The organism is Pseudomonas sp. R151218B TE3479 (assembly GCF_053629195.1).
In genome coordinates this window covers 3,943,786-3,958,824 of sequence record NZ_JBRJHV010000001.1, presented here as the reverse complement: position 1 = coordinate 3,958,824, position 15,039 = coordinate 3,943,786, and the positions used below count along the sequence as shown (strand labels likewise).

At 63.6% G+C, this 15,039-nt stretch carries 2 protein-coding genes (1 of these 2 only partly in view); both read right to left on the bottom strand.

Going from position 1 to position 15,039, the window contains the following annotated elements; genetic code table 11:
• Positions 1-472: 472 nt before the first annotated feature.
• Positions 473-13,648, bottom strand: coding sequence for an amino acid adenylation domain-containing protein (locus tag AB7M32_RS17160; protein WP_454250675.1), 13,176 nt, complete (start codon positions 13,646-13,648; stop codon positions 473-475).
• A protein-coding gene (locus tag AB7M32_RS17155; RefSeq protein ID WP_454250674.1) for an amino acid adenylation domain-containing protein crosses the window boundary here: on the bottom strand, positions 13,645-15,039 show its 3' portion. It continues 13,776 nt past the right edge of the window; only the last 1,395 of its 15,171 coding nucleotides appear in the window; its start codon lies beyond the right edge, outside the window; its stop codon occupies positions 13,645-13,647. The genes AB7M32_RS17160 and AB7M32_RS17155 overlap by 4 nt, the downstream gene beginning before the upstream one ends.

The following is a 15,039-nucleotide window of genomic DNA, read 5'->3' as shown; positions in this document are numbered from 1 at the left end:
TTCCTGCTTATGGACGGCAAGGCGGTCCCACAGCGCGTGGTCCATTCCTTCGTCGTCGCCCAGGATCACGAGGTTGTCGCCGTCTTGTTGCAGACGGATCGGATGCTTGGACAGAGCTGCCATCAATTCGCTGAATTGCATCGAAGAACCTGCTTTTCTAGTTCGGAGTGGTTGACGATAAAAACGTGTTTTTCAGGTACGGCGCGGCGCCTGGACGGCGGTTGGGCCGACCTCGGCGCATGAGCCAAAGCGATGGATAATCGTCACGTTCAACCGAAGGCGGCGGTTTGCGAACCGCTGCCTTACAGGCCAAAAAAAATTAGAGCATTCGGTAGGTGATGTCTGTCATGGGAAGCAGGGACAAGCCCCGACGTCGGCCAGACAGGACATACAGATGCGCAGGATTCAGGGCGAACGCCCTGCCCGGAAAGCCCGGGACAGGGCACTCACCCTTCGGTTGGAGGTTGCCGATTCAGATGCTGCGTCTGCGTGTCAGCGCGGGAATTTTCGTCATCGGCACATCAATATGTCGTACCTCGCCCACGGCGGCAGCCACCAGGGCCAGCGTCGGCTGGCCGAACAGCACACGGATATCGGCCTCCATGCCGTCCTTGCGCATGCGTTCGATCAGCGTCACGGCGAGCAACGAGTGACCACCCAGCTCGAAGAAGTGGTCATGCCGCCCCACCCGTTCGACCTTGAGCAACTCTGCCCACAGCGCGGCAAGCTTGATTTCCATATCGCCCACGGGAGCTTCATACAGACGCGTGGTGTACGCATTGCTGTCGGGGGCCGATAGCGCCTTGCGGTCGAGCTTGCCGTTCGGCGTCAGTGGCAAGGCATCCAGGCGCACGTAGGCGACGGGCACCATGTAGGCCGGCAGTTGCGCTTGCAGGTGCGTGCGCAGGGCTTCGATCTCTACTGTTTCGTCCGGCGAGTGTTGGGTGAAATAAGCCACCAGGCGCTTGTCACCCGGCACGTCTTCACGGGCCACGACCACGGTTTCCTTGATGTCTGGAGCCTGGGCGAGCTTGGCTTCGATCTCCCCCAGTTCGATGCGGAAACCACGGATTTTCACCTGGTCATCGTTACGGCCCAGGTATTCGATGTTGCCGTCCGCCAGGTAGCGGCCCAAGTCGCCGGTCTTGTACATGCGGGCGTTTGGAACGGCGCTGAACGGATCTTTCAGGAAGCGTTCGGCCGTGAGTTCGTCGCGGTTCAAGTAACCACGAGCGACCCCGACACCACCGATGTAGATTTCACCCGGCACGCCCAACGGCACAGGTTGTTTATGCTCATCCAGCAGATAGAACTGGGTGTTTGCCACGGGTTTCCCGATATGCGCGGCAAACCCATCTTCGCGGGCCATCGATACCCAGCTTGAATAGGTCGTGGTTTCCGAAGGGCCGTAGAGGTTGCACAGGCGCTTGACCTGGGTCTGTTCGAACAAGGCCTCCACCAGGCTGCGCTTCAAGGCTTCACCGGCCACGTTGACCGTGTCGACGCCCTCGCCCAATCCGCCGGATTCCAGCAAGGCCTTGAGCGCCGAGGGCACGGTGTTGATCAGCGTGATGTCGTGCTCGCCCTTTTGCAGTTCCAGCACATTAGTGACCACCTCGATGCTGCCACCCGATGTCAACGGCGCGAAGCACTCGTAGACCGCCAAGTCGAAGTTCAACGAAGTCGAGAACAGGGTTTTCGACAGGGTTTGAGCATCAAATGAACGATGAGCCCAGGTCAGGAAGTTCACCGTGTTGCGATGTTCGATCATCACGCCTTTAGGCAGACCGGTCGAACCCGAAGTATAGATGACATAGGCCAGATGAGAGGACGTCAGGCCAGTGACTTCAGGATCCAGCGACGATTCGCCCTGCCACAAGCCACTGTCGAGATCGATCACCGGCATTGATGCTGCGGCCAGCAATCCAAGGGTCGCCGTCTGTGCCAACACCGCCGCCGGCGCACTGTCTTCCAGCATGTAGGCGATGCGATCCAGCGGATACGCCGGATCCAGCGGCACATAACCACCACCGGCCTTGAGAATCGCCAGCAACCCCACGACCATGTCGATGCCACGCTCGACGCAGATCGCCACCCGCGAATCGGGCTGCACGCCCTGTTTGCGCAGGTAATGGGCCAGGCGGTTGGCCCGCTCGTTCAACTCGCGGTAGCTCAGGCGCTGCTCGCCACGAATCACCGCCACGGCCTCCGGCGTACGCTGGACCTGGTCCTCGAACAACCCATGAATCGTCTGCTGCCGCGGATAGTCGGCCTCGGTGGCGTTGAACGTCACCAGCAGTTGTTCACGTTCCAAGGCCGGCAGGATCGACAGGTGCTGCAATGGTCGATCCGGCGTCTGTTCGAGCATGCCGACCAGGTTTTCCAACGTGTGCTGCACATAACCGCACAGCCGCTGCGCACCAATGCGCGCCGGGGTCATGACGGTAAAGCTGAACGCTTCGCCCTGATCGTCCACCGACAACATCAATGGATAGTTGGTCCGTTCCTCGCCACTGAGAATCTGGATACCGTTCCAGGCCGACAATGCCTCGCTCGATACTGTCGTGGCGGTGTGACGGTAATTGAGCAAGGCACTGAACAACGGCGTCGGCGCCTGCACGCCACTGCAGCGTTGCGCCAGCGCCAATGCGGCGTGTTCATGACCCAGCAACGCGGTCAGGCGGGCATGTGTCGCCTTGACCCCGGCTCGCACCCCCTGCGCCCCCAGGCCAACCCGCAAGGGCAAGGTATTGATGAACATCCCCAACGCCCGGTCGGCGCCCTCGCCGCCCTGCATCCGGCCCACCAGCACCGTGCCGAACACCACATCGTCCTTGCCCGACACCTGGCCCAGGACTTGCGCCCAAACCAGATGATACAGGCTCGCCGCGCTCACCCCGAGCTGACGCGCCTGGGCCCGCAACCGGCGACTCAGGTCGGCCTCGACCTCTTGGCGCACCTCTTCGAGGCCGCTGCCATCGCCTTGCACATCCTGCAAATCGAACGGCAACGTCGGCTCGTCGACATCGCCGAGCATGTCGCGGAAGAAGGTTTCGTGTTCCTCACGGCTCACGCCCAAGCGGGCCTGGGCCACGAAGTTGCGGTATGGCACCGACGCCGACAGCCGCTGCGCCTGGCCGAGCATGTGCGCCTCGATTTCCGCGGACAACACCGCCAGTGACGTGACGTCGTCCACCAGATGGTGAAACAACAGCATGCCCACCCAGCGTTGGTTTGCCGGGTCTTGCGTATAGACAATCCGCATCATCGGTGCCTGGCGAATGTCCAGGCGGTAGAACCGGGGATCGAAACGCTGGTGCAACTGCGTGGCGATATCGCCCTGGGCCGGATCCAGCGCAACCGATTCGACACTCAATGGCGCGTCACGCCAGACCACCTGCATGGGCTCGGACAGGCCCTCCCAGAGCACACCGGTGCGCAGGATATCGTGCCGGGTAATGACGGCTTGCAATGCGTGGGCGAAATCCTCCAGACGCGTAAAACTGTCGAAACCGAATATTACCTGTTGCAGATAGGGGTCGCCTTCGGCGGCGGTGAGGTGGTGATACAGAATCCCTTCCTGCAGCGGCGCCAGGGCATAGATGTCCTGGACATTGGCCACGCCGCCCGGCACCGCCGCGACAATTCGCTCGATCTCCTCTTGAGACAGATCGGCCAACGGCAGCATGTCCGGTGTGATGCGTGTGCAACCGGCCGGGATACCGTTGGCCGGCACCACGACTTCCCGGTAGCCACCGACGGCGTCGGCCAATGCGGCCAAGGTGGGCTGGCCGAACAAGACCCGCACATCGACGCTCAGGTCGACCTGGCGCATGCGCTCGATCATTTTCACCGCCAACAGCGAGTGCCCGCCCAGCTCGAAGAAGTTGTCGTGGCGACCGACGTGTTCGAGCTTGAGCAAGTCTTCCCAGATCCGGGCAATGCGAGCTTCCACTTCGCCTTGTGGGGCCTCGTACTCACGGGCGATCAGCGCTGAATGATCCGGTGCCGGCAAGGCCTTGCGGTCCAACTTGCCGTTTGGCGTCAGAGGCAAAGCGTCGAGTCGCACATAAGCACTCGGCACCATGTATTCCGGCAATTGCCCTTGCAAGTGGGCCCGCAAGGTTTCGATGTCGGCAGTCTCATCGGCAGAATGCATCGTGAAATAAGCCACCAGGCGCTTCTCGCCCGGTGCATCTTCACGGGCCAGCACCACAGCTTCCTTCACCGCGTCATGCTGCGCCAACCGGGCTTCGATCTCGCCCAACTCGATGCGGAAACCGCGAATCTTCACCTGATCATCGTTACGCCCCAGGTACTCGATATTGCCGTCCGGCAAGTACCGACCCAGATCCCCGGTTCGATACATCCGCGCATTCGCCCCACGGCTGAACGGATCCCGCAGGAAGCGCTCGACGGTCAGTTCCGGACGGTTCAGGTAACCTCGTGCCACCTGCACACCGCCGATGTAAATCTCCCCGGCCACGCCCATGGGCACCGGTTGCTGATGACCATCGAGCAGGTAGATCCGGGTGTTGGCTATCGGCTTGCCGATCGGCGTGCTGTCCGGCGTCTCCGCCCCCGCGCAATCCCACGCCGTCACGTCCACCGCGGCTTCGGTCGGACCGTACAGGTTGTACAGGCCGGTCTGCGGCAATTGCGCCTTGAAGCGCCGCACCAGATGCCCCGGCAACGCTTCGCCGCTGCACATCACCTGACGCAACCCCTCGCACTGACTTGCCTCGCCATGGGCCAGGAACACATCGAGCATCGACGGCACGAAGTGCAGTGTGGTGATGCCCTGGGCCTGGATCACTTCGCGCAGGTACGCCGGGTCGCGATGCCCACCAGGACGGGCCATCACCAACCGCGCACCGCTGAACAGCGGCCAGAAGAACTCCCACACCGACACGTCGAAGCTGAACGGGGTCTTTTGCAGCACCGCGTCGGCGGCGGTCAAGCCGTATTCGTCCTGCATCCACAGCAGACGGTTGACCACCCCGCCATGCTCGTTCATCACGCCCTTGGGCAGGCCGGTGGAACCCGAGGTGTAGATGACATAGGCCAGGTGATGGGCATGCAGGCCTTCGACCTGGGGATTGTCGGTTGGCTGCGTCGAGAACCCTTGCGCTTCATCCAGCAGCAGGGTTCGCGCCTGCGTCGCCGGCAGGCTCGCCTGCAAGGCACGTTGGGTCAGCACCACCATTGGCGCGCTGTTCTCCAGCATGTAGGCCAGGCGCTCGTGGGGATAATCCGGGTCCAGCGGCACATACGCCGCGCCGGCCTTGAGAATCCCCAGCAGGCCCGCGACCATGTCCAGGCTGCGATCGGCACAGATCGCCACACGGTCGTCCGGGCGGATGCCCAGGGCGATCAGGCGATGGGCAACCTGGTTGGCCCGCTCATTGAGTTGCGCGTAGCTCAGTTGCGCCTCGTCGGAGACCACGGCGACCGCGTCCGGGCTAGCCTCGACCCGCGCTTCGAACAGGCCGTGCAAGGTCAGGCCCTGCGGGTAGTCGACCGCAGTGGCATTGAACGTTTCCAACAGGTGCTGACGTTCGGCTGCCGGCAGGCTCGTGAGGGCCTGCAATGGCGTATCCGGTGCCTGCTCCAGTGCAGTGACCAGGCTTTCGAGCGTCGTCTGCACGTATTCACCGATACGCCGCGCACCGGTCCCGACCAGCGCCTGCACCACCAGGCTGAAACCCTCGCCTTCATCATCCACGGCCAGCGCCAAGGGATAATTGGTACGTTCTTCACCGCCAATCGACTCGATGCCTTGCCACGCCGTCAGCGCCTGCGCGGTCACCTCGACCCCGCAATGACGATAGTTGAGCATCGAACTGAACAACGGCGTTGGCGCAACCACGCCACTGCAACGCTGGGCCAGTGCCAGCGGAGCATGCTCATGGCCCAGCAGGCCGGTGAGTCGCTTGTGGGTCGCCTTCACCGCTGCGTACACACCTTGCCCAGCCAGGCTCACCCGCAATGGCAGGGTGTTGATGAACATGCCCAGCGCCCGATCAGCCCCATCGCCGGCCTGCAGGCGACCCAACAGCACGGTGCCGAAGACCACATCGTCGCGACCGCTGACACGGCCCAAGACTTGCGCCCATGCCAAGTGCATCAGGCTGGCCGCGCTGACGCCCAACTGGCGGGCCTGGGCGCGAAGACGACGGCACAGGCCCGCCTCCACGACCAGCTTCACCTCTTCCACGCCATTGCCATCGCCTTGCACGTCCCGCAGGCCGAACGGCAGCGTTGGCTCATCGATGTCGCCAAGCATGTCGCGGAAAAACGCTTCATGGGCCTGTTGATTGATCCCCAGGCGCGCCTGGGCCACGTAATTGCGATAAGGCACCGATTCGCCCAGTTCATGCACCTTGCCCAGCAACTGGGCCTGCATTTCACGCTCCAGCACTTCCAGGCCGGTATGGTCCAAGACCATGTGGTGGAACAGCAGCATGGCGACCCAACGCTGGTTGGCGACATCCTCGGCAATGGCCAGGCGCAGCATCGGGGCCTGACGCACGTCCAACCGGTAATGCCGGGCATCGAAACGCTCATACAACCGGGCAACGGCATCGCCGGCACCCAGGTCCGCGTCCAACTCGTCAACGCTGAGCCGAGCCTGTCGCCACACCACCTGCATCGGTTCGTCGAGGTTTTCCCAAACCATCGAGGTCCTGAGAATGTCGTGCCGGTCGACCACCCCCTGCAACGCCTGGGCAAATTCATCCAGGCGGGCCCGGCTGTCAAACCCGAACAGCGTCTGCAGCACGTACGGATCACCCATTTTCGCCGTCAAATGGTGATACAGGATGCCTTCCTGCAACGGCGCCAGGGGATAGATCTCCTGCACGTTACGCGCCCCTCCCGGCACGCTCGCCACGATCCGATCGATGGCCTCCTGGCTCAATACAGCCAGCGGCAACATGGCCGGCGTGATGCGCTCACAGCCCTCGACGATGGCGCAGGCCGGCACCACCACTTCGCGGTGCCCGCCCACCGCAGCGGCCAGCGCCCGCAGCGTTGGCTGGCTGAACAGCACACGTACGTCCACCGACAGCTCGACCTGGCGCATACGTTCGATCAGCCTCATCGCCAGCAACGAATGCCCGCCCAGCTCGAAGAAATTGTCGTGGCGACCGACCCGCTCCACTTTCAGCAACTCGGCCCACATACCGGCCAAGACCTGTTCGATCTCGCCCTGCGGCGCCTCGTAGGCCTGGCTGGCGTAAGCCTCGGCGTCCGGCGCCGGCAGTACCTTGCGGTCCACCTTGCCATTGAGCGTCAACGGGAACGCTGGCAACATCACGAACGCCGCGGGCACCATGTACTCCGGCAGAGTCGCGGACAATTGCTCGCGCAATCCGGCCACACTCAGCGTGACTTGCGGTTGGGCAATGACATAGGCCACCAGGCGTTTCTCGCCGGTTTCATCGGCCCGCACCAGCACCACCGCGTCCTTCACGCCGTCACAGGCCGCCAGCTTGGCTTCGATCTCGCCCAGCTCGATGCGGAAACCGCGGATCTTCACCTGGTCGTCGTTGCGTCCCAGACATTCCAGACTGCCCTCCGGCAACCAGCGACCGAGGTCACCGGTGCGGTACAGCAGCGCGTCGGGTTCATGGCTGAACGGGTCGGCGATGAATTTTTCCGCGGTCAGGTCTGGTCGATTCAGGTACCCCTTGGCCACACCCTTGCCGCCGATGTACATCTCGCCGACGACACCCAACGGCGCCAATTGCTGGCGTGCATCGAGCACGTACACCTGGGTGTTGCCGATCGGTCCGCCAATGGGCACGCACTCGGCATCCGCCGCCACGCCCTTCACCTCGAGGGTGGTGGCGTAGGTGGTGGTTTCGGTCGGGCCGTAGCAGTGCACCAGGCGCAAACCAGGCGCCAGGTCCAGCAAGCGCCGGAACGACGCCACATCGGCCCGTTCGCCGCCGCACAACAGGATCCGCAGGCCGCCGAGGGCGTGGGGAATCAGTTGCACGTATTGGTTGAAGATCGCCGTGGTCACGAACAGCACCGTGACGCCCGAGTCCTGCAGGACCTGGGCAAACCTTGACGGCTCAAGCAGGGTTTCGTGGTCGATCACCACCACCTGCCCGCCATTGAGCAAGGCGCCCCAGACGTCCATGGTGCTGGCGTCGAACGCCGGGTTCGAGGCGAAGGCGATGCGGTCGTGGGCATTGAAGTCGGCGTAACCGTTGTTGATCACCAGGCGGTTGATGGCTCGATGGGGAACCAGCACGCCCTTGGGCTGCCCGGTGGAACCCGAGGTGTACATGATGTAGGCGATCGACTCGCTGGACTGCGCCAATGCCGGGTTGTGTGCCGCCCCTTGGCTGTCCAGCGTGTCCAGGTCGATGCGCGAGGCGCCCTCGGGTACGGTCTCGGTACTGAACGTCAGCAGGCACTTGGCCTGGCAGTCGTCGAGCATGAAGCCCTGGCGTTCCAGGGAGGCGTTGCGGTCCAGCGGCACATAAGCCGCGGCGCACTTGAGGATCGCCAATTGGCTGGCCAGCAGCTCGATGGAGCGTGGCAGCAGGATCGCCACACAGTCGTCCGGTTGCACGCCAAGGCCGATCAGGTGATGGGCCAGTCGGTTGGCCTGCTCGTTCAACTGCGCGTAGCTCACTTGCCGCTGTCCGTGCACCACCGCAGTCGCCTGCGGCAGGTACGCGGCCTGGGCCTCGAACAGCGCCAGGACGGTTTGCTCATGTGGATAGGCGCGCTGGGTGGCGTTGAAATCCTCCAGTAGCTGGTTACGTTCGCTTTGCGGCAGGATCTCCAGTCGGTTGAGTGGCGTCTGAGGCGCGTGTTCGAGAGCCTGCACCAGACTTTCCAGGGCCGTGTGCATGTAGGCGCAGATGCGCGCCGCACCGATGCCCTGCACTACCAGGGCGCTCAGCATGAAGCCATCGCCCAAGTCATCCACCGACAGGGTCAGTGGGTAATTGGTCCGCTCTTCGTTACTCAGGATTTCCATGCCCTGCCAGGCGCTCATGGCCTCGGCTGAAGCCGAACCGGTCGCGCTGTGCCGGTAATTCAGCAGCGCACTGAACAACGGGGCCGGTGCGGCGACGCGGCTGCAACGTTGTGCCAGGGCCAGCGAAGCATGTTCGTGACCGAGCAATGCAGTCAGTCGCCCATGGGTGGTCTTGACCCCGGCGCGGGCGCCCTGCTCATCCAGGTTGACCCGCAGCGGCAGGGTGTTGATGAACATGCCAAGGACCCGGTCGGCGCCCTCGCCGGCCTGCATCCGCCCCATCAGGACCGTGCCGAACACCACGTCCTCCCGTGCGGACAGGCGCCCCAGTACCTGCGCCCAAGCCAAATGGTGCAGGCTCGCCGCACTCACCCCGAGTTGCCGCGCCTGCGCCCGTAAGCGGCGGCTCAAAGCGGCATCCACTTCCAGCTTGGCCTCCTTGATGCCGCGACCGTCACCCTGCACCTGTTGCAATCCCAACGGCAGGGTCGGCTCGTCGACATCACCGAGCATCTCGCGGAAAAACACCTCGTGCTCTGCCTCGCTGACACCCAGGCGCGCCTGGGCCACATAGTTGCGGTACGGCAGCGCGGCGGCCAATTGGCCGGCCTGGCCCAACAGGTGCGCCTGCATTTCCTGCTGCACTACCTCCAGCGCGGTATGGTCCAGGGCAATGTGGTGGAACAGCAACATCGCCACCCAACGCTGGTTGGCCCGGTCATGGGCATAACGCAGGCACATCAGCGGGGCCTGGCGAATGTCCAGGCGATGATGACGGGAATCGTAACGTGCATGCAGTTGGGTCACGGCATCGACGTCGGACGCGTCTAGCGGCAGTTGCTCCACGCTCAACAGCGCCTTGCGCCAGACCACCTGTATCGGCTGCTCCAACCCCTCCCACATGATCGAGGTACGCAGGATGTCGTGCCGGTCGATGACACCTTGCAACGCCTGGGCGAAGGCCTCGAGGCGAGCCTCGTCCTGGAAGGCGAACAGTGCCTGCAACACGTAGGGATCGCCCGGCAGCGCCGAGACATGGTGATAGAGAATACCTTCCTGCAACGGGGCCAGCGGGTAGATGTCCTGCACATTGGGCACACCACCCGGCACCGCGGCGACGATCCGGTCGATCGCCTCCTGGGTCAATGTCGCCAGCGGCAGCATCGACGGGGTGATCCGTTCACAATCGGGGGTGATGCCGTTGGCCGGCACCTCGACCTCATTGCCGCCCCCCACCGCCGCGGCCAGTGCCGCTAGGGTCGGCTGGCCGAACAGCACGCGGACATCGGCACTCAAGCCAACCTGGCGCATCTGCTCGATCAGATTGACAGCGAGCAAGGAATGGCCGCCCAGTTCGAAGAAGTGATCGTGGCGCCCCACCTGCTCGACGTTAAGGATTTGCTGCCAGAGGCGAGCCAGGGTGATTTCGGTGTCGCCCAGCGGGGCTTCGTAGCCCCGGGTAACGATTGACGCCTGGTCCGGCACCGGCAGGGCCTTGCGGTCGACCTTGCCGTTGGGGGTCAACGGCAAGGCATCGAGCCGCACGTAGGCGGCCGGCACCATATAGTCCGGCAAGCGGCTTTGCAGGTGCGCGCGCAGGGCTTCGATGTCCGCGCTGTCATCCGTTGAATGCAAGGTGAAATAAGCCACCAGGCGTTTTTCGCCGGGAACGTCTTCACGCACCAGCACCGTCGCCTCTTTCACCGCAGCGTGTTGCCCCAGGCGGGCTTCGATCTCCCCTGGTTCGATGCGAAAGCCGCGGATCTTCACCTGGCCGTCGTTGCGGCCCAGGTACTCGATATTGCCGTCCTCCCGGAAGCGTCCGAGGTCACCGGTGCGGTACATCAGGGCCTGGGCGTTCTGGCTGAACGGGTCGAGAAGGAATTTCTCGGCGGTCAGGTCCGGCCGGTTCAAATAGCCTTTGGCGACTCCCAGACCACCGATGTACAGCTCGCCGGCCACGCCTTGGGGCACGGGTCGCTGCTGCGCATCGAGGATGTAGACCCGGGTGTTGCCCAAGGGACGGCCAATCGGGACGCTGCCGTCGCCAATGGCCTGGATTTCATAGGTGGTCGAGAACGTCGTCGCTTCCGTCGGGCCGTAGCCGTTGAGCAGATGGGCCGGCGCGCCCTCCTTCAGGACGCGGACGATCACCGCCGGGTCCAGCACATCGCCCCCGACAATCAAGTAGCGCAACTGGGCGAACACGTCCATCAAGCGGTCGGCATATTGGTGAAACAGCCCCGCCGTCATCCACAACACATTCACCGCTTGCTCGAGCAACAGCCTGTGCAAGCGTTCCTGGGACAACAACACGTTCTGGTCGACCACAACGACGCAACCACCGTTGAGCAACGGCGCCCAGACTTCCAGCGTGCTGGCGTCGAAGGCCGGATTGGAGGCGAAGGCCACCCGGTCCTGCGGGTTGAAGTCGGCATAACCGTTATTGATCACCAACCGGCTGATGGCCCGATGTGGCACCAGCACGCCCTTGGGCGTCCCCGTGGAACCTGAGGTGTACATGATGTAGGCCGGCGCTTCGCTCGATGCGGGTTGCTGGCCGTAACGGGCCGCCGGTTCGGGAAGGTCGATACTGTCCAGGTCCACCCGACGCACGCCCGCCGCCAAGGCTTCGCGGCTGTGGGTCAAGGCCAGTACGGCGTGACTGTCCTCGATCATGAACTGCTGGCGCTCGGCGGGCGCGTTGATGTCCAGCGGCACGTACACCGCCGCACACTTGAGGACGGCCAACTGGCTGACCAATAGATCGAGCGAGCGCGGCAGCAGGATCGCCACGGTTTGACCCGCTTGCAGGCCAAGATCGAGCAGATGCCCGGCCAGACGCCCGGCTTTGCTGTCCAGTTCGCGGTAAGTCAGGACTTGCTCACCCTGCACCGCTGCCGGCATGTCCGGACGCGTCTCGGCCTGGGCCTCGAACAAGGCATGAATCGGTTGTTCCCGCGGATAATCGCGGTCGGTGTCGTTGAACGACAGCAGCACCCGTTCACGCTCCGATTCTGGCAGGAACCACAGGCTGTTGAGCATCGCTCCGGGCGTAGATTCCAAGGCGCTGACCAGGTTTTCAACGGCAACCTGCATGTAATCGCCGATGCGTTGCGCACCGATCAGCGCAGTGGCCTGCACCGACAAGGCGAAGTCATCGGAGAAATCGTCCACCGAGAGGATCAGCGGGTAGTTGGTGCGTTCTTCCGCGCCCAGGGCCTCCATCCCGTCCCAGGCCAGGCTGACTTCAGCCGCGGGGGTATGCTCCGCGCTGGTGCTGTGACGGTAGTTCAGCAGCGCGCTGAACAGCGGCGCCGGCGCAGCCACGCCGCTGCAACGTTGCGCCAGGGCCAGGGAGGCGTATTCGTGACTGAGCAGGCTGCTCAACCCGGCATGGGTGCTTTTCACCCCATCGCGCACGCTCTGTGCACCTACACCCACGCGCAACGGCAAGGTATTGATAAACATGCCCAGGGCCCGGGTCATGCTTTCGCCAGCCTGCATGCGACCGAGCATCACCGTGCCGAACACCACGTCCTCACGGCCCGATACACCGCCGAGCACCTGCGCCCAGGCCAGGTGAAAAATGCTCGCCGCACTCACGCCAAGCTGACGTGCCTGCGTGCGCAGGCGGCGACTGAGGTCTGGGGCCAGTGCCAGATGGCTTTCTTCGATGGCACTGCCGTCGCCCAGCACATCCTGCTGGCCAAAGGGTAAGGTCGGCTCCTCGACATCGCCCAGCATCTCCCGGAAGAACGTCTCGTCAGCCTGGCGCTGGCCAGTCTGTCGGGTCCGAACGACATAGTCGCGGTAAGGAGCGGCCGGCTGCAATTGCCCGGCCTGCCCCATCAGGTAGGCTTGCATTTCACTCTGCACGACCGCCAGGGCAGCGTGGTCGAGGGCCATGTGATGGAACAGCAGCATGGCGGCCCAGCGCTGGTTGGCTGGGTCCTCGGCGACCACCAGCAGCAACAGCGGCGCCTGGCTGACGTCCAGGCGATAGTGTCGAGGATCGAATCGCGCCTGCAATTGCGCCATGACGTCACCTTCGGCGAGGTCGGCACTGATGTCCTTGACGCCCAGCCGGGCCTCGCGCCAGACCACCTGCACCGCTTCTTGCAACCCCTCGCGGACGATAGCAGTGCGCAGGATATCGTGGCGGTCGATCACGCTTTGCAAGGCGTCGACAAAATCCGTCAGGCGCTCCTGCCGGGAGATGCTGAAGTGCGCTTGCAATAAATAGGGATCGCCCTGGGTGGCGGTCAGGTGGTGATAAAGAATCCCCTCCTGCAACGGCGCCAGCGGGTAGATGTCCTGCACATTGGCCGCACCGCCCGGTACGGTGGCCACGATACGGTCGATGGCCGACTGGTCAAGCGTCACCAATGGCAGCATTTGCGGCGTGATATGCCTGCAGCCGAGCGCGATGGCATTGGCTGGGATGTCGATTTCGCCAGCCTTGCGGTCATCGTATTCCCCGGCCTGGATCAACGCGATCAGCGCGGCTTTGTGCTCGCGCAGCAAGGCCAGCACCGCCGGCTCGCTCAGGGACTGTTTGCGGCCCCGCACCACGAGCTGATCGCCCTTGACTGAAAGCTGTACGTCTTTTTCTTTTAGTGTCGCCAACAGTTCGATCACACTCACAGGACAATCTCCATTTTTTCTGTCGTTGCCGCGTATTCCGAGAGCGTGGGCTGCTCGAACAACGTCCGCACATCCGCTTCCAGACCCTCTTGGCGCATCCGCTCCATCAGGCTGACGGCAAGCAAGGAATGCCCACCCAGTTCAAAGAAGTGATCGTGACGGCCAACGCGCTCTACGTTGAGCACTTCAGCCCACAACTGGGCCAGTGTGATTTCGGTTTCGCCGATGGGAGCTTCGTAACCCCGGGTGATGAAAGCCTCCAGGTCCGGTGCCGGCAGCACCTTGCGGTTGAGCTTGCCGTTGGGTGTCAGCGGCATGGCGTCGAGGCGTACATAGGCCACCGGCACCATGAAGGCCGGTAGTTGGGCCAGCAGCCAGGTACGCAGCGCGTCGATGTCCGCCGCTTCGTCCGGCGCGTATTGGGTGAAATAGGCCACCAGGCGTTTTTCCCCCGGTACGTCCTCACGGACCAGCACCGCGGCCTCCTTCACCCCTTCATGCTGGGCGAGCTTGGCTTCGATCTCGCCCAGTTCGATACGGAACCCACGAATCTTCACCTGATCGTCATTGCGCCCCAGATACTCCAAGGTGCCGTCAGGCAACCAGCGACCGAGGTCGCCGGTCTTGTACAGGCGTGCGTCGGTCTTGCCGTAGAACGGGTCGGCGATGAAGCGTTCGGCGCTGAGTTGCGGCAGGTTGAGGTAACCGCGGGCCACACCGAGACCACCGATATGGATCTCACCGGGCACGCCCACCGGCAGCAGTTGCCCGTGGGTGTCCAGCACATGCAGTTGCAGGTTGCGGATCGGCCGGCCAATGGGGATCGACTGGTGCCGGTAGGTCTCAAGGTCGCTGTCGGCGGTGTACCAGGCGACCACGTCGCTGCACTCGGTCGGCCCGTAGCTGTTGATCACCGTCGGCCGTGGCTGGGCGAGTTTTTCCAGCATGGCGACCTGGATCGGCTCGCCCCCCAGGACCACCCGTTTCAGGCAGGCCAGGGCTTGCCCGTGGTCGGCGTCCACCAGTGCGTGGAAAGCGCTGGGCGACATATTGAGGTGGGTAATCCCGGCCTCGGCGACCTGGGCGACGATGGCGCCGGGGTTGAAGGGTTCGGCGGCCAGGTGCAGCGAGGCCCCGACCATCAGCGGTGCGAGGATGTTCTTCTGGGTCAGGTCGAAGTTGTAGGAGGACGCCAGCAGCACTGCGTCGCCGGCGTGGAAAGCCAGGTCCTCGAGGTACCAGTCCAGCAGGTTGCGCAGGCCGCGATGTTCGACCATCACGCCTTTGGGCAAGCCAGTGGAGCCAGAGGTGTAGATCACGTAGGCCAGGTGGGCCGGCGTCAGGCCGGTGACCTGCGGGGTGTGATCCGGCTCGTCTTGCCACGGGCCGGC